The sequence below is a fragment of the Duganella kummerowiae genome (assembly GCF_053572355.1).
In genome coordinates this window covers 397,808-419,895 of record NZ_JBKFEH010000002.1, presented here as the reverse complement: position 1 = coordinate 419,895, position 22,088 = coordinate 397,808, and the positions used below count along the sequence as shown (strand labels likewise).

Genomic DNA, 22,088 nt, shown 5'->3' with positions numbered 1-22,088 from the left:
TGGATGGCAGCCGGCCGCTATCGTGCGCGCCCCGCTGGCCGTATCAGTCCGGCGTGGCGCGGAAGCGGCGCCGCAGCCAGCGGATGGGCGCTCCCACCACGGGCAGCTTTTGCAGCAATTCCTCGGCAGCGTCCCAGTAGTCGCGGTGCGAGGCCACCATGCCCTCATCATTGAACACGATGTGGCTGCCGCCTTCCACCTGGTAGGGCTGGCCGCGCAGGCTGAACACGAAGCGCCAGGTGACGAAGGCTTGCCGTCCCTGCACGATGCGTTCGGTGATAACGAAGCGCGGCTGCTCCGTGTGGCGGAACATGTGTTGGAACAGCATCTCGATGGCGGCAATGCCGCGCACGTCGTTGAAGGGGTCGCGGAAGCGTGCGTCGGGCGCGTAGTAGCGGGCGGCCTCGCTGATGTTGGCGGGAGTGAGCGCGGCATACCACGCCAGCAGGGCATCGAGCTGTGTCATTGTGGCCTCATGATGCGGGTCAGCAGGGCGAAGCGGGCACGGTAGGGCAGCCAGCGCAGCAGCTTGACCAGCATGGTAAAGCGTTTCGGGAAGTGGATCTCGAATTCGCCCGCGCCCATGCCGCGCAGGATGGCTTGCGCCGCATCCTGCGGGGTTTGCAGGGCCGGCATGGAGAAGTCGTTCTTGGCGGTCAGCTCGGTCCGCACGAAACCCGGATTGATCAGGTAGACGCTCAGGCCGCGCGGGCGCAGTTCCGTGTACAGCAATTCCGCCAGGTTGATCAGGGCCGCCTTGCTGGGGCCGTACACGCTGGCGTTGGGCAGGCCGACATAGCCGGCCACGCTGGCGATGATGGCGATGCCGCCGCTGCCGCGTTCCAGCATGTCCGGCAGCACCGTGGCCAAGCCGGTATAGACGCTGCCCAGGTTGACCTCCAGCGTGTGCGCCGCGCCGGCCGGATCGACTTCCCAGCTGTGTTCCGGGTGGTAGTCGGCGGCGCAGAACACCACCAGGTCGATGCCGCCGATGCGCTCACGGATGTCGCCATAGCGCAGGGTCCAGGCCTCGCGGTCGAGGATGTCCAGCGGCGCCACCATGGCCAGCGGGTAGGGCGCGGCCAGCGCTTCCAGCCGCTCCGCGCGGCGGGCAGACAGCACCACCCGCGCGCCCGAGGCCAGCAGTTCGGTGGCCATGGCCGCGCCTATGCCGCTGGAGGCGCCGACCACCCACACGCGCAACCCGTCCCACCAGCGGATGCGCTGGTTCAGGGGGCGCATGCGCGCCTCCGGAACATCAGGGTGACCTGGCCGAACTCGATGCCGAACTTTCGCATGCTGGCGCGGTTGATCATGGTGCACTGGTCGATCAGGAACATCCAGTCGTCGAACTGCATTTCGTAGGTGGCGCCGTCGACCGGCAGCAGCAGCGTGTATTGCCAGCGCAGGGCGTTGCCGGCGATCTCGCCGGTGGCCTCGCCCTTGACGTCGTCGGCCCGTCCGCGCCAGCGGCCGTCGGGATCGCGCGTCAGGCGCCAGACGCGCTGCTGGGTGCTGCCGTCGTCGTAGCGGAACCGTTCGTCCAGGGTCAGCTTGCCATCGGCGCTGGCGCCGGTGATGACGACGTGGAAGCGCTTGGCCACGCTGCCGTCGCGCTTCTGGAACATGCCCCAGGCGTCGGTGGTGCCGGCGAAATAGGCTTGCAGGTCCAGCGCCGGCTGGACGGCGCGGTATTGCTGCACGTCCGGGCCGGCGCAGCCCGCCAGCAGGGTGAAGGCCAGCGCAGTCAGGGTTTTTTTCATGGTGAGCTCCGGGTGGGTAGGGGATGGCCACGGCGCAGCGCCGCCATCGCCAGCAGTTTGCACAGGCACGGCAGGACGGCGTAGGCCAGCACCAGGGCCTGGCCGCTGCCGGTGGCGGCGCCTGGCCGGTAGCCGAGCGCGGCCAGCAGCGGCAGCGCCAGGCCGGACAGTGCCAGCGCCAGCTTGCCCAGCAAGGTCAATACCCCGTAGTAGGCGCCGGGTTCCTCGTCGGCCGGGATCAGCTGCGCCAGCAAGACCGGCGGCATGGCCAGGTCGGCGCCCAGCGCCAGGCCGGCCGCGATGCAGATGGCGAAGTAAGCCGCGATGTCGCCCGGCCCCAGCAGTGCTGCGCCGGCAAAGCACAGGGTGGCCAGCGCCATGCCCAGCCGCCAACAGGCGCGCACGCCGATGCGGCCCGCCAGGCGGGTCCACAGCGGCAGGCCGCAGGCGGCCGCTGCGAAATAGCTGCCCAGGAAGGCGCCCGCATAGGCCGCGGCCTGGAGCCGGTCGCTGATGAAGAACATGGCCAGCGTGGCCGGCAGCGATACCGACACGGCGTTCAGCAGGTAGGGCGCCAGCAGCTGGCGGAACGGGCGGTTGGCGGCCATGCGGCGCAGCACGGCGCGGCTGTCCCGTACTGCCGCGCAGGGCGCCGCGCTGTCCGGACTTGCCGTGGCCCGCTCCGGCCAGGGCGGCGCGGCCCGCAGCAGCGCCAGCAGGCCGGCCAGCAGCAGGGCAGCGAAGGCCAGGCTGTAATAGGCCATGCCGCTGGTGGCCTGGGCCGGCGCCCCGCCCAGGATGGCGGCGGGGATGACGCTGGCGGCGATCACTCCCAGCAGCCCGGCGCCCTCGCGCCAGGCGGCGGCAGGCAGCAGCGGAGCGGAGGTGCCGCCGGCTGCGCCCTGCAGGCGCGCGCCCCAGGACAGGTAGGCGATGTTGAGCAGGCTGTGGGCGCTGTAGGCCAGCACCAGCATGGCGGCCAGCCAGGGCAGGGCCCAGGCGGCGGGCGGCAGCCACAGGCCGGCAAAGGCCAGCGCCAGCACCACGGCGGCCAGCGCCAGCCAGCGCGCCAGGCTGCCGCGCGCATGGTCGATGGCGTGCCCCAGCAGCGGGTCCTGCACGGTGTCGAACAGGCGGGCGCCAAACAGCACCCATCCCAGCTGCGCCAGGCCGACGCCGTACACGCGGCTGTAGTAGGCCGGAATTTGCACATACACCGGCAGCGCCGCCATCGCCAGCGGCAGGCCCAGCAAGCCATAGGCGGCGTGGCGCCACCATGGCGGCGCTGCGGGCAGGCTGTCCGCGCTGGCTGGCGGCTTGGCCGATATCATGGCTGGCCTCCGAGCAGCTGGCGGCGCAGGCCGGTATCACGGGTGCGCTGGTCCAGCCAGATGGCGAAGAAGGCGCGCGCCAGTTCCGGATCGGCGATGTCAGCCAGCAGCCGTTGCTGGTTGTAGAAGCGCATGCCGTGGCCGGGCGCGTACACGCCGGTCAGCTGGTCGCCTTCCGCAACGTCGGTGAAGGCGCTGTTGAGCGAGGTTTTCCAGCGCGCCAGCGTGGCAGGGTCCAGTTTGCCGCCGTTCAGCCGCTGCATTTCATCGAGGCTGGTTTGCACCAGCCGATCGCGGCTGATGCTGCGGTAGTAGCTCAGCTGCAGCGCGAACGGCTGCTCCGGCTGGAATGGCCGCTGCTCCGCCCACAAGGTGGCGTGGTAGATGCGCAGGCCGAACCAGCGCAGGTCGCCCTGGCCCAGGGCGACGGCGCGCGGCAGCTCGTCGCGCCAGGTGGCGGCATGCCCGGGCGAGGCCAACTGGGCAGCCAGCAGGCACGCCAGCAGGCAGCGCTGCAGCCGGCTGCCCAACCATCCCAGCGTACGATCCCGCGACGGGCCCGGCAGTGGACCAACCGCCAGCCTGGCGCGCGGCCGGGCGGGCGCGCCCGGGGCGGCGGGCTGGGCGCGCCGCCCCATGGCCTCAGCCCTTGCGGAGCAGGAATTGGACCACATCGGTGCGTCCCTCGTCGAAGGCGGCTTCGCAGTAGGCGAAATACAGTTCCCAGATGCGCATGAAGTGCTGGTCGAAGCCCTGGGCCGCGATGCCGGCGCGCGCGGCCTGGTAGTGGGTATTCCAGCGGCGCAGGGTTTCGGCGTAATCGGGGCCGAAGGCGTAGTGCTCCTGCGGCGCCAGCCCGGCGCGCTCGGCGTGGCGCTCGAAGCGTTCCACGCTGGGCAGCATCCCGCCCGGGAAGATGTACTGCTGGATGAAGTCGGCGCTGCTGCGGTAGCGCTCGAAATGGCGTTCGGCGATGGTAATCGACTGCACCAGCGCCTGGCCGCCCGGCGCCAGGCGCGCCGCCACCGTGCGGAAGTATTCGGGCCAGTAGCGCTCGCCGACGGCCTCGAACATCTCGATCGACACCACGGCGTCATACTGGCCGTCCAGGTCGCGGTAGTCGCGCAGTTCCAGCTGCGCGCGTTCTTCCAGCCCGTGTTCGCGGATGCGGCGCTGGGCCACCTCCAGCTGCGCGCGCGAGATGGTCACGCCATGCACATGGATGCCCTGGCGCGCGGCCTGCTCCGCGAAACCGCCCCAGCCGCAGCCTATCTCCAGCACGCGCTGTCCGGGGCGCAGGCCCAGGGTGTCGATGATGCGCTGGTACTTGCGCTCCTGCGCGCGCTGCAGGGACTGGGTGTAATCGCCGTCAAAGATGGCGGCCGAATAGGTCCAGCTGGGGTCCAGCCACAGCGCGTAGAAGTCGTTGCCGATGTCGTAGTGGGCGTGGATGTTGCGCTCGCTGCCCTTGCGGGTGTTGGGGCGCAGCCAGTGGCGCAGGCGGTACCAGCAGCGCGCCAGCACGCCGCCGAACAGCATCTGGTCCAGCGCCGCTTCGTTGCGGATCGCCAGCCGCAGCAGGGCGGCCAGGTCCGGCGTTTCGGCCCAGCCCGCGCCATAGCCTTCCGCAAAGCCGATGTCGCCGGCCTGCAGGATGCGCTGGCAGGCGCGCCAGTCGTGCAGCCGCAGCACGGCCCCTCTCGGGGCATGGGCGTCGCCAAACAACATGCGGTTGCCGTCCGGTGTGATCAGCTCCAGGTGGCCGTGCCGGATCTTGCTCAGCAGCGCCAGGAACAGGCGCGCGCCGGCCGGCGCCGCCAGCGGCTGGGTGGACAGGGTGTGATTCATCGGGCAGTCTCCTGTTGCACGGTGGTGGTTTGGATGGGAGCGGGCGGCTTGCTGAACCAGGGCACGCGCTTGAGCCACAGCCTGAGCGCCTGCCAGTGGATGCGGGCCACGATGCCCACGCCCAGCAAGGGATAGCGCCACAGCGCGGCGCGCACGGCGGCCGGCGTGAGCGGCACGGCGCGCCCGCTCAGGGTGGTCTTGAGCAGCGGGCCGTCGTCGTCGTGGTAATCGATGGCAGTGACGCGGCTCGATTCAGCTTCGCGGAAACGGAAGCGGTAGTGGCCGCGCACTTCGCAGAAGGGCGACACGTGCATCTGCTTGGACGCCATGGCGGCGCCGTCTTGGTCCGGACGCAGCAGGTAGCGGTGGGTTTCGCCAAAGGTGTTGTTGACTTCCGCCAGCACGGCGCACAGTTTGCCTGCGGCGTCGTGGCACTCCCAGAAGCTGACCGGATTGAACACGTAGCCGGCCACGCGCGGGAAGGTCTGCAGCCAGATCTCGCCATCGGCGTCGACGCCGTGCTGGCGCAGCAGGGCGCGCATCCAGGCCTCCAGGCTGGTGCCGTCGCGCGGACCGTAGTCGCGCGTGCGTATCGACAGCGGGCGCCAGCGGTCCACACCGAACCAGGCCGAGTTGCACTGGTCCAGGCGCGCCAGGTTAAGGCGGACGTAGCACACCGGATAAATGAAGCGGTGCCGCGCCGGCCGCAGGCGGGCGTGCATGACCTGGCCGCGCAGCAGCTGTGCCGGGGCGCTCATGGCAGCGTGGCCCAGGGGGGAGCGGCGCCGAAGGCGGCGGCGATGCGCAGCGCGGATTTCAGCCCGTCCTCGTGGAAGCCGTAGCCGCACCAGGCGCCGGCATACCAGGCGCCGCGCACGCCCTGGATCTGCGCCAGCTGCTGCTGCGCCGCGATGGCCGCCTGGTCCATGATGGGATGGTCGTAGTCGAAGCGCGCCAGTACCGCGTCCGAATGCGGCGGCGTATGCGGATTGAGGGTGACCAGCACCGGGGTCTGGAACGGCAGCGCCTGCAGCTGGTTGAGCCAGTAGGTCACGCACACCGGGCGCGCGCCGTCGACCCGCGCGCCGGACAGGTAATTCCAGGCCGACCATAGCTTGCGCCGTTGCGGCATCAGGGCGGTGTCGGTGTGCAGCCAGGCCGTGTTGGGCTGGTAGCGCACCGCGCCCAGGATGGCGCGCTCGTTGTCGTCGGCATCGGCCAGCATCGCGAGGGTGGCCGGGGCGTGGGTGGCGAACACCACCTCGTCGTAGGCCTCGCTGCCGGCGTCGGTGTGGACCAGGACCTGCCCGCCCTCGCGCCGCACGGCGCGCACTGGCGTGCCCAGACGGCAGGCGGGCAGGGTGGCGGCGATCTTTTGCACGTAGTGGCGTGCGCCGCCGGACACGGTGCGCCAGCGCGGCCTGCCGTTCACCTGCAGCAGCCCGTGGTTCAGGCAAAAGCGCAAAAAGGTCGCGGCCGGGAAATCCAGGATGTCGCGCGGGGCGCTGGACCAGATCGCGGCCGCCATGGGCAGCAGGTAGTCGTCGCGAAAGCCCGCACCATAGCCCTGCCGCGCCAGCAGCTGGCCCAGCGTGAGCGGTTCGCTGCCGGCCTGCCCCAGGTAGCGGGAGGCGTTGCGGTTGAAATGCAGCAGGTCCCACAGCATGCGCAGGAAGCGCGGCGAACACAGGTTGGCGCGCTGGGCAAACACGGTATCCAGGCTGGTGCCGGCCCATTCCAGGGCGCCGCCATCCATGGACACGGCAAACGACATGTCGCTGTCTATGCTGGCTACGTCCAGTTCCTCGAACAGGGCGATCAGGTTGGGGTAGGTACGCTCGTTATAGACCAGGAAACCGGTATCCACGCCGTGGGTGCGGCCTTCCAGCGTGACATCGACCGTGTTGGTATGGCCGCCCAGGTAGGCGCCCGCCTCGAACAGCACCACCTCATGGCGGCGGTTGAGGAAATAGGCGCTGGCCAGGCCGGAAATGCCTGCTCCGATGACGGCGATGCGTTTACGTGTTGGATTCATGGTCTCCACGGGGTTTATTCATGCTCGAGTTCGTACCGGCGTGCTAATATTACTACCGGCACCATAGAAAAGCTACTGATTAGTAGCGAAATTTATCGATGAGTATATTTCCTAAACTTAGCTTTAAGAATCAGGCATTCAAGCTGCGCGAGAACGCCATCCTGGACGCCGCGACTGCCGTGCTGAGCAGCAAGGGCTATGATTTGATGACCATGGACGATGTGGCCGGTGCGGTCGGCATCTCCAAGCCCAGCCTGTACAAGCACTTCAAGTCGAAGGAGGAACTGGTGGGCGAGGCGCTGATACGCCTGCTCGACGGCGCGCTGGACTACGTGGCCGGCATCGATGCCGCGCTCGATCCGGTGGCCAAGCTGAAGGTGTTGCTGGAGTGGGCGCTGCGGGTGCGGCTGGAAGGCGGGCTGCCCTTCCTGCCCTCGACCAGCAACCATGTGCGCGAAATGCTGATGCGCAACCTGAAGTACATGCTGCGCATCCGCAAGCTGAACCGGCAGCTGGAAGCCATGGTGCAGCAGGCCCAGCGCGACGGCCTGCTGAACGCCGACCTGCCCAGCGACGTGATCCTGTTCAGCTACTACGCGCGCACTTGCGATCCTGCCGTGGAGTACTTGCAGAAGTTCAGCAAGATGAGCACCGACGATATCGTGCGCCACATGCTGAGGGTGTCCTTCGACGGCTTCACGGGTGGTTCCTGAAGTAGCTGCGGGCGATGGCGTCGATTTCGCCGGTACGCTTCATCTGGTAGATGACGCTGTCGAACTGCTTGACGAAGTCGGTCTTGTAAGTGAATTTTCCGTTGTCGCGGTCGGTGAAGCCGAGGAAGCCGTGTTCCACCGCGATCACAGTGGCCTCGGCCAGCTCGGCATGGACGCCGCCCTCGTCATACTTGCCCTGGGCCTTGAGCTGGTTGCGCGTCCACTGGATGGAGACGCGGTCGTTGATGTAGCAGTCGATGCGCCTGAGCCCCAGCTTGACGATGTTGGTGGCGGTATCCTTGCCTTCTTCCACGCGCAGCTTGCCCTCCCGGACCGCCGTTTCAAATTCATCGCCGCCCACCACGAAGCCGGCGTTGTTGCCGATGGTGAGGCCGTAGAAATCCTGCGGCCAATGCCGGCGCGGCTTGGACAATACATCCTTGCGGCACACCGCCACCACCTTTTCCTCGTACAGCGGCAGTGAATAGGGCCAGGTCCAGGGCTCTTCCCTGGTGTTCATGTAGGGCGGATACAGCGCGAAGGCGGCGCCGCTTTTCAGCATGGCCATGCCGCGCTTCCACGGCACCGGCTGGATGTCGACCTTGTAGTCCGGCATGCGCGAGACGGCCGTGCGCACGATCTCGTAATACAGGCCGGCCGGTTTGCCGGCTTCTTCATAGGAGTAGGGCGGATAGCCGGCGTCGGCGTAAATGGTGACGGGCAGCGGCGCGGCCGCATGGACACTCAGGGGTAGGGCCAGCAGCCAGCCCGGGTAGCGCCTCGCGTTGTTCGTCATCAGCCCGCTGGAGAGGAGTTATGCCAGTTGTTCATCCTATCATGAAAGCCGCGGCCGCTTCCGGTTTCAAGGCCCTGATCTTGTTGAGGGCCACCGAGGCGGCCGAGGTGCGGGTCTCCACGCCCAGCTTGATGAACACATGCTCCAGGTGCTTGTTCACGGTGCGCGGGCTGGTGCCGAGGATGTCGCCGATGTCGCGGTTGGTCTTGCCCTTGATGACCCAGTTCAGCACCTCCGATTCGCGCTGGGTCAGCTTCAAACAGGACATCAGGGCCTCGACCAGGGCCGCGTCCGATTCCTCGCGCAGCACGATCATCCACTGCGCGTTCTCGCTGTATTCGGCCGCCGAGAAGATCAGGCGGCGGGCGCCGCTGGCGATGGTCAGCGGCGCATGGGCCTGGCCGGCGCGGTGCGCCAGCTGGGTGGCGTCCAGCCACGCGCGCAGCTGGGGCGGGGCCTGGGCGCTGTCGTCGGCCGGCAGATAGCCCTGCAGCAGCTGGCGCGCCAGCGGCGTTTGCCACACGATGCGGCCATCTTCGGGACGCACCGCGATCACGGCGTTGCCGAAGGCGTCCAGCGCGCTGCGGGCCTGGTTCATCAGCCTGGCGGTCTGCATGTGCGAGGCGATCCGGGCCAGCACTTCGCTGGTGCGCAGCGGCTTGGTGACGTAGTCGTTGCCGCCGGCCTCGAAGGCCGCCACCACGTGCTCGGTCTCGGTCAGGCCGGTCATGAACACCACCGGGATGTGGCGGGTGGCCATGTCCGCTTTCAGGCGGCGGCACACCTCGAAGCCGTCCATGCCGGGCATGATGGCGTCCAGCAGGATGATGTCGGGCTGGGCGGCGGCGGCCCGCTCCAGCGCGGCCTGGCCGTGGTTGGCCACCAGCACCGTGTAGCCGGATTCGTCCAGCGCATCGTGCAGCACGGCCAGGTTTTCCGGCACGTCGTCCACCACCAATACCAGTTTGCCGCGTTCAAATGGGTTCATGCAAGTCTGCCTTTCCGACGAAGTTGGCCATCGCATCGAGCTGGAAGCGGGCCGCGAAGTTGCGCATGGTGTGCGTGAAGGGATGGTAGCGCGCATCGAGGGCGCTGATCTCGTCCAGCTGGGTGACGATGCCGCGTACGTAGCCAATGCGGATCTGCTCGCGCAGGGCTTGCAGCAGCGGTTCGGGCGGGAACACCAGTTCCTGCGGCGGCTCCGGCGGCGGCGCCGGCGCGCGCGGGCCGGTAGTCCATTCCAGGGCCAGCTGGCGGCCTATCCAGTCCAGCAGCTCGCCCACGTTGACCGGCTTGACGATGAAGTCGGCCGCCGTGATGCCGGCCGCGTTGTCCATGCCCTTGTCGAAGGCGTTGGCCGAGACGATGGCGATCGGCACCGTTGATTGTGCGCGCCGGCGCAGGATGGCGCTGGTCTCCCAGCCATCCATGCCGGGCATGGCCAGGTCCATCAGGATCAGGTCGGGCCGGAAGGCGCTGTAGCGTTCCAGGCAGGCCGCGCCGGAATCGGCCTGGGCCACCTCGAAACCCAGCGGCTGCAGGATGGCTAGCAGCAGTTCGCGGTCGACCTGCTCGTTGTCCACCACCAGCACGCGGCGGCGGGGCCCCAGGTAGCCGGTGCGCAGCAACGGTGTGGCGGCCGTGTCGGCACCGGCCTTGCCCGGCGCATGCACGCTGGGCAGGAACAAACGGATGTGGAACACGCTGCCCTGGCCCGGCGTGCTGCGGATATTCAGTTCGCCGCCCATCATCTGGGTCAGCATCTTGCTGATCGGCAGGCCCAGGCCGGTGCCGCTGGCGTTGGCGTGCGCGCTGGCGCTGCCGCGCGAGAACGGTTCGAAGATGTGGTCGATCTCTTCCTGCAGGATGCCGGGGCCGCTGTCCTGCACCTCGAACGAGGCCATCTCGCGCGCGTAGTGCAGGCGGAACACGATGCCGCCGCGGCTGGTGAACTTGACCGCGTTGCCGAGGATATTCATCAGGATCTGGCCCAGGCGCTTGCGGTCGGCGCGCACCACGCGCGGCAGCTGCCCGGTCAGCTCGTAGCGGAAGGCCAGGCCCTTGTTGGCGGCCTGCAGCTCGAACATGCGCACGATTTGCGCGATGAAGTCGGGGAAGTCCAGTTCCTTGATGTCGAAGGTGAACTTGCCGCCCTCGATGCGGGCGATGTCCAGCGTGCCCTCGATCAGCGACAGCAAATGCTCGCCGCTGCCGCGTATCACGCGCACCGCCTGCTGGCGGTTGGCCGGTATCGAGGGATCGTTGTCGAGCAGCTGGGCGTAGCCGAGGATGGCGTTGAGCGGGGTGCGGATCTCGTGGCTGATGCCGGCGATGTAGCGGCTCTTGGCCTGGTTGGCCAGGTCGGCGGTCTTCTTGGCCTGCTGCAGCTGGGCGTCGGTCTGGCTGTGCAGCTCGATCTCGCGCACCAGCAGGCCGGTCTGCCGGTTCGATTCCTCCTGCGCTACGCGCCGGCTTTCGCTGGTCAGCACCAGCCACCAGGCCACGATGCCGCTGGCCAGCAGCAGGGCCGCGAAAATCTTGAAGAACACCAGCCGCAACGCCGGCAGCAGGGCGGCCGCATCGGCCGGCAGCACCGATTGCTCGTGGTAGTAGATCAGTCCCAGCAGGGCGGCCAGGAACAGCACAGTGACCAGCATCAGCAGCAGGTAGTGTCCCAGCCCGCTGCCCAGGTAGGGCCAGGTGGATTTCGGCAGCACGGCGCGCGCCGCCGCCTCCCACTGGGTGGAGAAGCGCGCGTGCGGCTTGCAGACGTCGTTGCAGCGCGCGTCCAGGCAGCAGCACAGCGAGCAGATCGAACCCTGGTAGGCCGGGCAGTGCGCCATGTCGTCGGCCTCGTACTCCTTCTCGCAAATCACGCAGGTCTTGCTGTGGGGGTGGGCGGCCGGCCGCGCCAGGTAGTATCGCCCGCGCGTGGCGATGGCGATCGCGGGCGACGCCACCAGCGCGGTCAGGAGCGCGATGAAGGCCGAGAAGCTGTGTGCCTGTGCGCCGAACAGGCCGGTGTAGGCGGCGATGGACAGGGCCGAGGCCAGCGCCATGGCGCCCACCCCGACCGGGTTGATGTCGTACAGGTAGGCGCGCCGGAATTCGATCCCTTTCGGGCTCAGGCCCAGCGGCTTGTTGATGACCAGGTCGGCCACCACCGCCGTGATCCAGGAAATGGCGATATTGGAGTACAGGCCCAGCACCTGGTCCAGGGCCTGGAACACGTCCAGTTCCATCAGCAGTACGGCGATCAGGGCGTTGAACACGGCCCACACCACGCGGCCCGGATGGCTGTGCGTGAGGCGCGCGAAGAAATTGGACCAGGCCAGCGAACCGGCGTAGGCGTTGGTCATGTTGATCTTGACCTGGGAGATGATGACGAACACGGCGGTCAGGACCAGCGCCACGGCCGGATCGCTGAAGGCCAGCTGGAAGCCGGCCCAGTACATGTGGGTGGGATTGACGGCCTGCGCCAGCGGCACCGCCGCGCTGAAGGCCAGGTAGGCCAGCAGGGCGCCGCCCAGCATCTTGAGGATGCCCAGCCCTATCCAGCCCGGCCCCGCCGCCAGCACGCCCAGGTGCCACTGCAGGCGGTTGGCGCGGGTCCGGGGCGGCATGAAGCGCAGGAAGTCGACCTGCTCGCCGATCTGGGTGATCAGGGCCACGCCGACGGCGGTGGCGGCGCCGAACATGGGCATGCTGAAGTGGGCCTGTTCGCCGCCGCGCCCGCCGTAGTCCAGCAACTGTCCCAGCAGCTCGGGGCGCCGGTGCAGGATGGCGATGAAGGGCAGGGCCATGAGCAGCAGCCACACCGGCTGGGTCAGCATCTGGATGCGGCTGATCAAGGTCACGCCGTGCGTCACCAGCGGAATGACGATCAGGGCGCTGACCATGTAGCCTATCCACAGGGGCAGGTGGAAATACAGCTCCAGCGCATAGGCCATGATGGCCGCCTCCAGCGCGAACAGGATGAAGGTGAAGGAGGCGTACACGAAGGACGAGATGGTGGAGCCGATGTAGCCGAAGCCGGCCCCGCGCGTGAGCAAGTCCATGTCCACGCCATGGGTGGCGGCGTAGTAGCTGATCGGCAGGCCGGTCAGGAAGATGATCAGGCCCACGGCCAGGATGGCCCAGAATGCATTGATGAAGCCATAGTTGACGGCGATGGTGCCGCCTATGGCTTCCAGCACCAGGAAGGAGATGGCGCCGAAGGCGGTGTTCGCCACGCGGAACACCGACCAGCGCCGGAATGCGCGCGGCGTAAAGCGCAGGGCATAGTCTTCGATGGTCTCGTTGGCGACCCAGGTGTTGTAGTCGCGCCGTATCTTGACGATGCGCTGTGGCGGTTCGGTGTCGGCTGCTGCCGTCATGGTGCGGTCCGTGGTAGCGTAAAAAAGGCCGGATCGTCGCCGATCCGGCCTTTTTCCTTAGCAAAAAATATGCCGACCACGCGGGCGCTATGCCGTCAGCGCGGGTTTTTCTTGCCCAGCCTCTCCAGCAGGCGGTCCAGTTCCTCCTTCATGGGGGCAGACAAGCCGCTGAAGCGGCAGCCTATCTGCACCTGCTCGCCCAGCAGGAAGGAGCGGAAGGTGCGTACCAGCCGTACTTCCAGATCGGCGATCATGACCGTGTCCGGACCCAGATCGAGGCGCACCCGATGCAGTTTGCGGCCCACGTTCAGGCCCGCCGTGTCGCGCGGCGGCGCCCGCATGCCGATGCCGCCCGCCGAAAAGTCGTACAGCTGCAGCTCGTACGGACGCCCGCTGAGCACGAACGAGGCCATGTAGTAAATGCCCAGCGGGGTTTCCAGGCGCGCCGAGGCGCGCCGGTTCAGCACCGAGCACTTGAGTGGAAATTCCAGCGGAATCAGGGTCGGCTCGCCTTCCTTGTGCCTCCACTCCGACGTCAGCTTGAACTGCAGCTTGGCGTTGCGCAGCAGGGTGACGAAGGTGGCCTCGCCGGGCGGCAGGGTATCGCCGGGATTGAGCTCCAGTACGAAGCGCGGCTGCTGGGGATCGACCGAGTGGATGCGTGCCATCACCACGCTGGCCGAGCCGGCCGGGTAGACGGAGACCGCGTCGCCGCTTTCAGCCAGCAGGGTGAAGGAGTTGCCGATATCGTGCTCGTCCGTCATGTCATGCGGCTTGGAGCCGGGCGCGATCGGTTCCACCGCGTCGGTGAGGGCCGGCGGTCCACGGCGGAATTCGTTGGGGATGGGATCGTTCATTGCTCTTTAACGGATCTGTAGCCCGCATAGTGTAGCGGCTCTGGCGGCGCTTGTCTTGCAAAAAGGAAATTAGGAACCGGCCTGTGGCTAAAATTTCTCGTCCGGCCGCAGGTAGCGCCATTTACCAGGCGGCAAATCGCCCAGCATGACCTTGCCTATCCGTACACGCTTCAGGCCCAGCACTTCCAGGCCCACCATTTCGCACATGCGGCGTATCTGGCGCTTCTTGCCCTCGCGCAGGGTGAAACTGAGTTGATCCTCATTCTGCCAGCGCACCTTGGCCGGCAGCAGGGGCTTGCCGTCCATCCACAGGCCGTGCCTGAGCTTTTGCAGGCCGCCGTCCGGCAGCCGCTCGCCCTTGGTGTAGCGTACCCGCACCAGGTATTCCTTGTCGATGTCGGTATGCTCGCCGATCAGCTGCTTGGCCACGCGGCCATCCTGGGTCAGCACCAGCAGGCCGACCGAATCGATGTCCAGGCGGCCGGCCGGCACCAGGCTGCGCAGCTGGGTGGGGTGGAACTGCTCGGGTGAAGGATCGTCCTCCCAGCGGTTTTCCGGCTTGATCAGGGCCACGGCCGGCTGGTAGCCATCCTCGGCCTGGCCGCTGACGTAGCCGACCGGCTTGTTGATCAAGACCGTGACGCGCTTGGATTGCTCGGCCGCCGCCTGGCGCTCGACCGACACGCGCTGGCTGGGATGGATCTTGGTGCCCAGCTCGGACACTACCTTGCCGTCCACGCGTACCCAGCCGCGTGCTATCCATTCATCGGCTTCACGCCGCGAGCACAGGCCCAGTTCGGACATGCGCTTCGACAGTCGTAGCAATTCTTCACTCATGATTCTTCACTCACTTCTTGAACTTCTTGAAATTCTTAAACTTTGATGGCTTCCAGCAGTTCGGTTTCCAGCTGCAGCTGGCTGCGCTGGTTGCTGAGGGCGGCGCCGTCCAGCAGGAACACGTCCTCGACCCGCTCGCCCAGGGTCATGACCTTGGCCGTGTGCAGGTTGACCTTGTACTTGGTCAGCACGTTGGCAATCGAGTACAGTAGGCCGGTGCGGTCGTTGGCCGCCAGCGACAGGATGTAGTACTGGCCGCGCTCGTCCGGGCGCAGGTCCACCGTGGGCTGCAGCGGGAAGGTGCGCGACAGCCGCGACAGGCGGCCCTTGCCGGGCGCCGGCAGCGGCGCGTCCGAGCCGATCAGCTCGCACAGCTCGTGCTCGATCAGGCTGATGATGTCGCGGTAGCTGTTGGCGAAACTCTGTTCCGTCACCAGGAAGGTGTCCAGGGCGTAGCCGTGGCGCGTGGTGTGGATCTTGGCGTCCAGGATGCTGAAATTCTTGCGGTCGAAATAGCTGCAGATGCGTGCGAACAGGTCGGGCCGGTCGGGCGAGTAGACCGCCACCTGCAGCCCCTCGCCGATGGGGGCCAGGCGCGCCTTGACCACCGGCCGGGGGCTGTCCACGCGGTCGTGCAGGGCGCGCGTCTGCCAGGCGATGTCGGCCGCGTCGTGGCGCAGGAAATAGGCCACGTCCAGCTGCTTCCACAGCGCCTCGTGGGCGTGCGGGTCCAGGCCGTACAGGCGCAGCGTGGCCAGCGCCTCCTGCTGGCGGTGCTGCAGTTCGCGGTCGGCCGTGTGCGGCTCGCCCCCCAGCACGCGCAGGGTGATGCGGTACAAATCCTCCAGCAGCTTGGCCTTCCAGGCGTTCCACACCTTGGGGCTGGTGCCGCGGATGTCGGCCACCGTCAGCAGGTACAGGCCGGTAAGGTGGCGCTCGTCGCGCACCACCTGGGCGAAGGCGGCGATGGTGTCCGGGTCCGACAGGTCCTGCTTCTGCGCCACCTGCGACATGGTCAGGTGGTTCTCGACCAGGAACACCACCAGTTCCGTGTCCTCCTCGCTGACGCCGTGGTCGCGGCAGAACTGTTCGGCGTCCGCCATGCCCAGCTTGGAGTGGTCGCCGCCGCGGCCCTTGGCGATGTCGTGGAACAGGGCCGCCAGGTACAGCACCCAGGGCTTGGGGAAGTTGGCCATCAGCTGGCTGCAGAACGGGTATTCGTGCGCGTGCTCGGGCATGGTGAAGCGCCGCATATTGCGCACCACCATCAGGATGTGCTGGTCCACCGTGTACACGTGGAACAGGTCGTGCTGCATCTGGCCCACGATCTTGCGGAAGTTGGGCAGGTAGCGGCCCAGTATGGACATGTCGTTCATGCGCCGCAGGGCGTGGATGATGCCTTGCGGGGCTTGCAGGATCTTCAGGAACAGGGCGCGGTTGGCCGGATCGGCGCGGAAGGCCGCGTCGATCTTGAAGCGCTCGTGCCACAGGGCGCGGGTGGCGCGCGCCGTCATGCCCTTGAGCGAGGGGCGCTCCGTCATCAGCAGGAAGATTTCCAGCATGGCGGACGGCGCCTGCTCGAAGGTGTCGTCCTCGGCGATGTCGATCAGGCCGCCGACCTCGTTGAAGCGCTCGTTGATGGGCACGGCCTGGCCCGATTGCGGGAACAGCCGGTCCTCGATGTTCTGCAGCAGGATGGTGTTGAGCTGGGTGACGGTCTTGGCGGCCCAGTAGTAGCGCTGCATCAGGTATTCGCTGGCGCGCCGCATGTTGGGGCCGCTGCCGGTGGCGTGCAGGCCCAGGGTTTCGGCGATCGCGGTCTGGACGTCGAACACCAGGCGGTCCTCGCGCCGGCCGGCGTGCAGGTGCAGCCGGATGCGGATGTCCTTGAAGGCGCGCTCCTTTTCCATCAGCTGCTTGGCTTCGGTCTGGGTGATCAGGCCGGAGGTGGCCAGGGTGCGCCAGGAGTTGGCCAGGCGCGCTGCCTTGACTATCCACAGTATCACTTGCAGGTCGCGCAGGCCGCCCGGGCTTTCCTTGCAGTTGGGCTCCAGGCTGAAGGCGGTGTCCTCATACTTGGCGTGGCGCTGGCGCATTTCCAGCACCTTGGCGTTGAAGAAGGCTTGCGGGTCCATGGCGGCGTCGTAGCGCCGCTGCAGCTCGGCGAACAGCTGGCCGTCGCCCGTGATCAGGCGCGCTTCCAGCAGGCTGGTCTGGACCGTGATGTCGGCCGCCGACTCGCTCAGGCATTCGTCCACCGTGCGTATGCTGTGGCCCAGTTCCAGCCCCAGGTCCCACAGCAGCTGCACCAGTTCCTCCAGCTTTTCCGTGGTCTCCGGGCTGGGGGACTGGCCCAGCAAAATCAGCACGTCGACGTCGGAATACGGGAACAGTTCGCCGCGGCCGTAGCCGCCCACCGCCACCAGGGCGGTGTCCGGCGGCAGGCCGGCCGCTTCCCAGGCGCTGGTCAGCACCCCGTCCACGCTCTGGCGCAGGCTGCGCAACAGCTTTTCGGGCATGCCGTCGGCCTGGAAGGCCGACACCACGATCTGGCGGTCGGCCTTCAGCCTTCGCTTGAGTTGTTCGCGCAATTCCTTCTTCATCGCGGCCGCGGGCATGTCAGGCGGCGACGGCGGCCGGGGCCGCGCTGGCGCCGCCCGTGATGAAGGCCGGCGGCGGCGGGCTGCCGGCCGACAGGGTCAGCACCTCGTAGCCGGTCTCGGTCACCAGCACGGTGTGCTCCCACTGGGCCGACAGGCTGCGGTCCTTGGTCTTGATGGTCCAGCCGTCGCCCATTTCGCGGATTTCGCGGCGGCCGGCGTTGATCATCGGCTCGATGGTGAAGATCATGCCGGGTTTCAGTTCGTCCAGGGTGCCGGGCTGGCCGTAGTGCAGCACCTGCGGTTCCTCGTGGAACACCTTGCCCACGCCGTGGCCGCAGAATTCGCGCACCACGCTGTAGCCGGCCTTTTCGGCATGCTTCTGGATGGCGTGGCCGATGTCGCCCAGATGCTTGCCCGGCTTGACCTGGGCGATGCCCAGCCACATGCATTCATAGGTGATCTCGGACAGGCGCTTGGCCAGGATGGACGGCTCGCCGATGAAGAACATGCGGCTGTTGTCGCCGTGGTAGCCATCCTTGATGACGGTCACGTCGATGTTGATCACGTCGCCGTTCTTGAGCACCTTGTCGCCCGGGATGCCGTGGCAGATCACGTCGTTGACCGAGGTGCAGATCGACTTGGGGTAGGGCGTGTAGCCGGGCGGGCAGTAGTTCAGCGGGGCCGGGACGGTGCCTTGCACGTTGACCATGTAGTCGTGGCACAGGCGATCCAGTTCGGCGGTGGTGACGCCGGCCTTGACGAAGGGGGTGATATAGTCCAGCACCTCGGAGCCCAGGCGGCAGGCCAGGCGCATGCCTTCGATGTCTTCGGCGGTTTTGATGGAAATAGGCATAGGGATCGCAATCGGCTAGTAGCTAATAATCTGCTAAATAATCGGGGAAACAGCGTAAACGGTGAACAGCGCAGGCGGGCCTGCGCATGTGCGGAACGATGGTGATTATAAACGACAGCGGCGGCCGGGCGTGCGGCCGGCCGGTCACTGCTGTTGCGTGCGGCGCCGGGCGCGGCGCCGCGCCGCCAGTCCCAGCACGCCCACGCCGGCCACCAGCATGGCCCAGGCGCCTGGTTCCGGCACCGGCGGCGGCGGGGCCGGAGGATTGCTCCCGCTGCCGGAATTACTGGAATTGCCTCCGCCGTTGCGGCCGGGATTTTGCCAGCCCTGAGTGGAATCCGGATTGTTCCAGCCATCGGCGCCGCGTCCGGGAAGACGATTGCGCGACCCGTCGTCGTCGCCGCTGACTGTCAGCGGTGCAATATTTTGCGCCCCGGCCTCCTCGCCACCCAGGCCGGGACCGGCCTGCGGCGCGGCTGGCGACGGTTCGCCTGACGCCGCTTCGCCTGCTGGACGCAAGGCGCCCTGATGCGCCAACGTGCTGTCCGGCAGCAGTGCGGCCGGATTCCGGCTAAGCGGGGCGCCGCCGCCACCTCCGCCCCCGGCGGTGACCGGGAAAGGCGGCGCGCTGTAATAGGCCGCCTTTTTTGGTTCCTGTTCGATACGGGTAATGCGGCTGACGTTGCCACATATCCTGGGCACCAGGATGCAGTGCTCGCCCACGCAGTACACTGCGGCCGGTTCGCTGCGGCTGGCGCTCCACTGGCTGCGGGTCACGGTGTGGCATACCGAGGCGGCGCCGAAGTGCATGTCGCGGATTTCCGGCGCATAGCGGTTGCGTCCGGCGATGGCGTCGCGCGTGATGGCGACCCGGTCATCCGGCTGGTTTTCTTCCATGCGCCGCTTCAGCGTGGCGCGCACCCGCTCGGGGATGTCGGCATAGCGGTCGATGGCGGCTTGGGCCGTGCCCCGATAGCGGTTGGCGCCAGGATTGTCCCAGGAGCAGCTGGACTCCACGGTGGAAACGGCGGCAAGCGCCACGGCAAGGGCGATGGACATGATGTTATGCTTTCCAGATAATGCGGCCGCGCGCCATTGCGCGCAAGCATGCTGCCATGATAGGACAAAACCAAGTGTTTTCGGGAAATTTCATTCTATTTATGCAACTGAATGTAACATAATCGCGCATGGCGTAATGGCGACAGCAACAGTCCCCCGCTTAAGCGCGCGTCGCGGCACTTGCCCGGGCACATGCTTGTGGACTATAATCTCGGGTTGCTTGAATTCGGTTTTGAGCAATGTTGTAAAACAAGCGTTTTTTAATTCATTCAACACACGCGAATCCGGTCGACAAGGGTGCCTATATGGTGACTGATCGGATTCCAGACCCAACCCTGGAGTAATCATGTCTGTAACGATGCGCGAAATGCTGGAAGCCGGTGTCCACTTCGGCCACCAAACCCGTTTCTGGAACCCCAAGATGGCTCCCTTCATCTTCGGCCACCGCAACAAGATCCACATCATCAACCTGGAAAAAACCCTGGGCATGTACCAGGACGCCATGAAGCACATCAAGCAGGTCGCCGCCAACCGCGGCACCATCCTGATGGTGGGCACCAAGCGCCAGGCTCGCGATATCATCGCCGCTGAAGCCCAGCGCGCCGGCGTGCCTTACGTCGACCAGCGCTGGCTGGGCGGCATGCTGACCAACTTCAAGACCATCAAGACCTCGATCAAGCGCCTGAAGGACATGGAAGCCGCCCTGGCTGAAGGTTCCAGCGAAAAGCTGTCGAAAAAAGAAGCCCTGATGTTCCAGCGCGAGCTGGCCAAGCTGCAGAAATCCATCGGCGGCATCAAGGACATGGGCGGCGTACCGGACGCGATCTTCGTGGTCGACGTCGGCTACCACAAGGGCGCCATCACCGAAGCCGCCAAGCTGGGCATCCCCGTGATCGGCGTGGTTGATACCAACCACTCGCCCGAAGGCGTGAGCTACGTGATTCCTGGCAACGACGACTCGTCCAAAGCCATCACCCTGTACGCCCGCGGCGTGGCTGACGCCATCCTGGAAGGCCGTGCCGCCGCCGGCGCCGACGTGGTCGAAGCCATCAAGACCGCCAACGACGAATTCGTCGAAGTCGAACAGGCTTAATCGTCCGTAGTCAGCAGTACTTCAGCAGTACTCGAAAAGGGGTGGCGTATGCTCCCCTTTTTTTTAAATGAAAATCGGGACGGGCTGCGGGCTCCGCCTGCCGTGAGCCGGCCCGGACCATCCACCGAATACAGGAGAAACACATGGCAGCTATTACTGCAGCTCTGGTTGGCGAACTGCGCGCCAAGACCGACGCCCCCATGATGGAGTGCAAAAAAGCCCTGACCGAAGCCGAAGGCGATCTGGCCCGTGCTGAAGAAATTCTGCGCGTCAAGCTGGGCGGCAAGGCTTCCAAGGCCTCGGCCCGCGTGACCGCCGAAGGCGTGGTCGCCGCCTACTCGGCCAGCGGCGTCGGCGCCCTGGTCGAAGTGAACTCGGAAACCGACTTCGTGGCCAAGAACGAAGAGTTCCTGGCCCTGGCCGCTTCCGCCGCCAAGCTGGTTGCTGAACACAACCCGGCCAACGTCGAAGCCCTGCTGGCCCTGCCGGCCGGCGACGGCAAGACCCTGGATGAAGTGCGTACCGCCCTGATCGGCAAGATCGGCGAGAACATGACCATCCGCCGCTTCCAGCGTTTCGAAACCACCGGCAAGCTGGCCACCTACCTGCACGGCACCCGCATCGGCGTGATCGTCGACTTTGACGGCGCCGACGAGCAAGTGGGCAAGGACATCGCCATGCACATCGCCGCCATGAAACCGGTGTCGCTGTCGTCCGACCAGGTGCCGGCTGAACTGATCGAGAAAGAGCGCTCGGTCGCCAAGCTGAAAGCCGACGAAGACGCCGCCAAGGCCGCCGCCGAAGGCAAGCCGGCCCAGTCGCCGGAAATCGTCGCCAAGCGCCTGGAAGGTTCGGTGCAGAAGTTCCTGAAAGAAGTGTCCCTGCTGAACCAGGCCTTCGTCAAGAACGACAAGCAGACCATCGAACAGCTGCTGAAGGAAAAAGCCACCACCGTCAAGGGCTTCACCCTGTACGTGGTCGGCGAGGGCATCGAGAAGAAAGTGGACGACTTCGCCGCCGAAGTGGCCGCGCAAGTGGCCGCTTCCAAAGGAGCGTAATCAAGAACGGGCCGCGAGGCCCGTTTTTTTAAGCCCTGCCCACAATAAACGGTGGTGCGCGCGATATCGAAGTGTCAAGATTGTCACAAACAGGTATCATGACGTGTCACCGGCAGCCTCACCGAATTAACCAACTTAGGACTAGCTCATGTCAAAACCAGCCTACAAGCGCGTACTCCTCAAATTGTCCGGCGAAGCCCTGATGGGCGATGATGCGTACGGCATCAACCGCGGCACCATCGAACGCATGGTGGCCGACGTGGCCGAGGTCGCGAATCTGGGCGTGGAACTGGCGATCGTCATAGGCGGCGGTAACATTTTCCGTGGCGTCGCCCCCGGCGCCCAGGGCATGGACCGCGCCACCGCCGACTACATGGGCATGCTGGCCACCGTCATGAACGCGCTGGCCCTGGCCGACGCCATGCGCCACGTCGGCATCACGGCGCGCGTCATGTCCGCCATCGGCATCGAGCAGGTGGTCGAACCCTATGTGCGCCCCAAGGCGCTGCAATACCTGGAGGAGGGCAAGGTGGTGGTGTTTGCCGCCGGCACCGGCAACCCCTTCTTCACCACCGACACCGCCGCCGCCCTGCGCGGCTCGGAAGTGAGCGCCGAGATCGTGCTCAAGGCCACCAAGGTGGATGGCGTGTACACCGCCGACCCCAAGAAAGACCCCAACGCCACCCTGTACCAGTCGATCAGCTTCGATGAAGCCATCGCCAAGCACTTGCAGGTGATGGACGCCACCGCCTTTGCGCTGTGCCGCGACCAGAAGCTGCCGATCAAGGTGTTCTCCATTACCAAGCCGGGCGCGCTCAAGCGCGTGATCCTGGGCGAGGAAGAGGGTACACTGGTACACGTTTGAA

At 66.5% G+C, this 22,088-nt stretch carries 20 protein-coding genes; 4 read left to right on the top strand and 16 right to left on the bottom strand.

Translation table 11 applies throughout. The annotated features are described in order from the left end of the window. Window positions 1-43: 43 nt before the first annotated feature. The 8 genes from ACLB1G_RS02635 to ACLB1G_RS02600 are packed head-to-tail and all read right to left on the bottom strand — an operon-like array spanning window position 44 to window position 6,977. Window positions 44-466: a nuclear transport factor 2 family protein gene (locus ACLB1G_RS02635; protein ID WP_491625616.1), complete on the bottom strand. Its 423-nt coding sequence runs from the start codon at window positions 464-466 to the stop codon at window positions 44-46. Beyond that, window positions 463-1,242 carry an SDR family NAD(P)-dependent oxidoreductase gene (locus tag ACLB1G_RS02630; RefSeq protein WP_491625615.1) on the bottom strand — a complete coding sequence of 260 codons (780 nt, stop codon included), beginning with the start codon at window positions 1,240-1,242 and terminating at the stop codon, window positions 463-465. The genes ACLB1G_RS02635 and ACLB1G_RS02630 overlap by 4 nt, the downstream gene beginning before the upstream one ends. Next, entirely contained in the window at window positions 1,230-1,763 is a 534-nt protein-coding gene (locus tag ACLB1G_RS02625) for a DUF3833 domain-containing protein (protein ID WP_491625614.1), read from the bottom strand. The genes ACLB1G_RS02630 and ACLB1G_RS02625 overlap by 13 nt, the downstream gene beginning before the upstream one ends. Then, a complete protein-coding gene (locus tag ACLB1G_RS02620; RefSeq protein WP_491625613.1) occupies window positions 1,760-3,094 on the bottom strand; it encodes an MFS transporter in 1,335 nt (444 codons plus the stop codon). The genes ACLB1G_RS02625 and ACLB1G_RS02620 overlap by 4 nt, the downstream gene beginning before the upstream one ends. Further along, window positions 3,091-3,732, bottom strand: coding sequence for a chalcone isomerase family protein (locus tag ACLB1G_RS02615; RefSeq protein WP_491625612.1), 642 nt, complete (start codon window positions 3,730-3,732; stop codon window positions 3,091-3,093). The genes ACLB1G_RS02620 and ACLB1G_RS02615 overlap by 4 nt, the downstream gene beginning before the upstream one ends. A 4-nt stretch (window positions 3,733-3,736) precedes the next feature. Further along, window positions 3,737-4,942, bottom strand: a complete 1,206-nt coding sequence (locus ACLB1G_RS02610; RefSeq protein ID WP_491625611.1) for a class I SAM-dependent methyltransferase — start codon at window positions 4,940-4,942, stop codon at window positions 3,737-3,739. Continuing rightward, on the bottom strand, window positions 4,939-5,700 hold the full coding sequence (locus ACLB1G_RS02605; RefSeq protein ID WP_491625610.1) for a DUF1365 domain-containing protein: 762 nt from the start codon (window positions 5,698-5,700) through the stop codon (window positions 4,939-4,941). The genes ACLB1G_RS02610 and ACLB1G_RS02605 overlap by 4 nt, the downstream gene beginning before the upstream one ends. Then, entirely contained in the window at window positions 5,697-6,977 is a 1,281-nt protein-coding gene (locus ACLB1G_RS02600) for an NAD(P)/FAD-dependent oxidoreductase (RefSeq protein WP_491625609.1), read from the bottom strand. The genes ACLB1G_RS02605 and ACLB1G_RS02600 overlap by 4 nt, the downstream gene beginning before the upstream one ends. Window positions 6,978-7,075: 98 nt before the next feature. Between ACLB1G_RS02600 and ACLB1G_RS02595 the strand changes: the two genes are divergently transcribed. Next, window positions 7,076-7,690 (top strand): TetR/AcrR family transcriptional regulator, encoded by a 615-nt coding sequence (locus ACLB1G_RS02595; RefSeq protein ID WP_491625608.1) that lies wholly within the window; start codon window positions 7,076-7,078, stop codon window positions 7,688-7,690. On the opposite strand, the gene ACLB1G_RS02590 is transcribed toward ACLB1G_RS02595, so the two are convergent. From ACLB1G_RS02590 to ACLB1G_RS02555, 8 genes are all read right to left on the bottom strand, one after another. Beyond that, entirely contained in the window at window positions 7,674-8,486 is an 813-nt protein-coding gene (locus ACLB1G_RS02590) for a substrate-binding periplasmic protein (RefSeq protein WP_491625607.1), read from the bottom strand. The genes ACLB1G_RS02595 and ACLB1G_RS02590 overlap by 17 nt on opposite strands. A 31-nt stretch (window positions 8,487-8,517) precedes the next feature. Continuing rightward, on the bottom strand, window positions 8,518-9,474 hold the full coding sequence (locus tag ACLB1G_RS02585; RefSeq protein ID WP_491625606.1) for a response regulator: 957 nt from the start codon (window positions 9,472-9,474) through the stop codon (window positions 8,518-8,520). Next, a complete protein-coding gene (locus ACLB1G_RS02580) occupies window positions 9,461-12,862 on the bottom strand; it encodes a hybrid sensor histidine kinase/response regulator (protein ID WP_491625605.1) in 3,402 nt (1,133 codons plus the stop codon). The genes ACLB1G_RS02585 and ACLB1G_RS02580 overlap by 14 nt, the downstream gene beginning before the upstream one ends. A 95-nt stretch (window positions 12,863-12,957) precedes the next feature. Next, on the bottom strand, window positions 12,958-13,719 hold the full coding sequence (locus ACLB1G_RS02575) for a flagellar brake protein (protein ID WP_491625604.1): 762 nt from the start codon (window positions 13,717-13,719) through the stop codon (window positions 12,958-12,960). An 87-nt stretch (window positions 13,720-13,806) separates the two neighbouring features. Continuing rightward, window positions 13,807-14,556: a pseudouridine synthase gene (locus ACLB1G_RS02570; protein ID WP_491625603.1), complete on the bottom strand. Its 750-nt coding sequence runs from the start codon at window positions 14,554-14,556 to the stop codon at window positions 13,807-13,809. 35 nt (window positions 14,557-14,591) lie between these two features. Further along, window positions 14,592-17,174, bottom strand: a complete 2,583-nt coding sequence (locus tag ACLB1G_RS02565) for a [protein-PII] uridylyltransferase (RefSeq protein WP_491625602.1) — start codon at window positions 17,172-17,174, stop codon at window positions 14,592-14,594. Window position 17,175: 1 nt separating this feature from the next. Next, window positions 17,176-18,012: a type I methionyl aminopeptidase gene (map, locus tag ACLB1G_RS02560; RefSeq protein ID WP_491625601.1), complete on the bottom strand. Its 837-nt coding sequence runs from the start codon at window positions 18,010-18,012 to the stop codon at window positions 17,176-17,178. A 144-nt stretch (window positions 18,013-18,156) separates the two neighbouring features. Next, window positions 18,157-19,071 carry an MHFG family PEP-CTERM protein gene (locus ACLB1G_RS02555; RefSeq protein WP_491625600.1) on the bottom strand — a complete coding sequence of 305 codons (915 nt, stop codon included), beginning with the start codon at window positions 19,069-19,071 and terminating at the stop codon, window positions 18,157-18,159. A gap of 346 nt (window positions 19,072-19,417) precedes the next feature. On the opposite strand from ACLB1G_RS02555, the gene rpsB reads away from it, so the two are divergent. From rpsB to pyrH, 3 genes are all read left to right on the top strand, one after another. Beyond that, on the top strand, window positions 19,418-20,164 hold the full coding sequence (gene rpsB / locus ACLB1G_RS02550) for a 30S ribosomal protein S2 (protein ID WP_491625599.1): 747 nt from the start codon (window positions 19,418-19,420) through the stop codon (window positions 20,162-20,164). A 143-nt stretch (window positions 20,165-20,307) separates the two neighbouring features. Then, a complete protein-coding gene (gene tsf, locus ACLB1G_RS02545) occupies window positions 20,308-21,222 on the top strand; it encodes a translation elongation factor Ts (protein ID WP_491625598.1) in 915 nt (304 codons plus the stop codon). 148 nt (window positions 21,223-21,370) lie between these two features. Beyond that, window positions 21,371-22,087, top strand: coding sequence for a UMP kinase (gene pyrH / locus ACLB1G_RS02540; RefSeq protein ID WP_491625597.1), 717 nt, complete (start codon window positions 21,371-21,373; stop codon window positions 22,085-22,087). Window position 22,088: the final 1 nt, after the last annotated feature.

What these genes read in the sequence shown, in the direction of transcription:
- ACLB1G_RS02605 (WP_491625610.1), bottom strand. Translation starts at nt 5,700, where the DNA reads ATGAGCGCCCCGGCACAGCTGCTGCGCGGCCAGGTCATGCACGCCCGC.
- ACLB1G_RS02580 (WP_491625605.1), bottom strand. Translation starts at nt 12,862, where the DNA reads ATGACGGCAGCAGCCGACACCGAACCGCCACAGCGCATCGTCAAGATA.
- ACLB1G_RS02595 (WP_491625608.1), top strand. Translation starts at nt 7,076, where the DNA reads ATGAGTATATTTCCTAAACTTAGCTTTAAGAATCAGGCATTCAAGCTG.
- ACLB1G_RS02635 (WP_491625616.1), bottom strand. Translation starts at nt 466, where the DNA reads ATGACACAGCTCGATGCCCTGCTGGCGTGGTATGCCGCGCTCACTCCC.
- map (WP_491625601.1), bottom strand. Translation starts at nt 18,012, where the DNA reads ATGCCTATTTCCATCAAAACCGCCGAAGACATCGAAGGCATGCGCCTG.
- ACLB1G_RS02585 (WP_491625606.1), bottom strand. Translation starts at nt 9,474, where the DNA reads ATGAACCCATTTGAACGCGGCAAACTGGTATTGGTGGTGGACGACGTG.
- ACLB1G_RS02555 (WP_491625600.1), bottom strand. Translation starts at nt 19,071, where the DNA reads ATGTCCATCGCCCTTGCCGTGGCGCTTGCCGCCGTTTCCACCGTGGAG.
- ACLB1G_RS02610 (WP_491625611.1), bottom strand. Translation starts at nt 4,942, where the DNA reads ATGAATCACACCCTGTCCACCCAGCCGCTGGCGGCGCCGGCCGGCGCG.
- ACLB1G_RS02630 (WP_491625615.1), bottom strand. Translation starts at nt 1,242, where the DNA reads ATGCGCCCCCTGAACCAGCGCATCCGCTGGTGGGACGGGTTGCGCGTG.
- ACLB1G_RS02590 (WP_491625607.1), bottom strand. Translation starts at nt 8,486, where the DNA reads ATGACGAACAACGCGAGGCGCTACCCGGGCTGGCTGCTGGCCCTACCC.
- ACLB1G_RS02615 (WP_491625612.1), bottom strand. Translation starts at nt 3,732, where the DNA reads ATGGGGCGGCGCGCCCAGCCCGCCGCCCCGGGCGCGCCCGCCCGGCCG.
- ACLB1G_RS02575 (WP_491625604.1), bottom strand. Translation starts at nt 13,719, where the DNA reads ATGAACGATCCCATCCCCAACGAATTCCGCCGTGGACCGCCGGCCCTC.
- tsf (WP_491625598.1), top strand. Translation starts at nt 20,308, where the DNA reads ATGGCAGCTATTACTGCAGCTCTGGTTGGCGAACTGCGCGCCAAGACC.
- pyrH (WP_491625597.1), top strand. Translation starts at nt 21,371, where the DNA reads ATGTCAAAACCAGCCTACAAGCGCGTACTCCTCAAATTGTCCGGCGAA.
- ACLB1G_RS02565 (WP_491625602.1), bottom strand. Translation starts at nt 17,174, where the DNA reads ATGCCCGCGGCCGCGATGAAGAAGGAATTGCGCGAACAACTCAAGCGA.
- ACLB1G_RS02600 (WP_491625609.1), bottom strand. Translation starts at nt 6,977, where the DNA reads ATGAATCCAACACGTAAACGCATCGCCGTCATCGGAGCAGGCATTTCC.
- ACLB1G_RS02625 (WP_491625614.1), bottom strand. Translation starts at nt 1,763, where the DNA reads ATGAAAAAAACCCTGACTGCGCTGGCCTTCACCCTGCTGGCGGGCTGC.
- ACLB1G_RS02620 (WP_491625613.1), bottom strand. Translation starts at nt 3,094, where the DNA reads ATGATATCGGCCAAGCCGCCAGCCAGCGCGGACAGCCTGCCCGCAGCG.
- ACLB1G_RS02570 (WP_491625603.1), bottom strand. Translation starts at nt 14,556, where the DNA reads ATGAGTGAAGAATTGCTACGACTGTCGAAGCGCATGTCCGAACTGGGC.
- rpsB (WP_491625599.1), top strand. Translation starts at nt 19,418, where the DNA reads ATGTCTGTAACGATGCGCGAAATGCTGGAAGCCGGTGTCCACTTCGGC.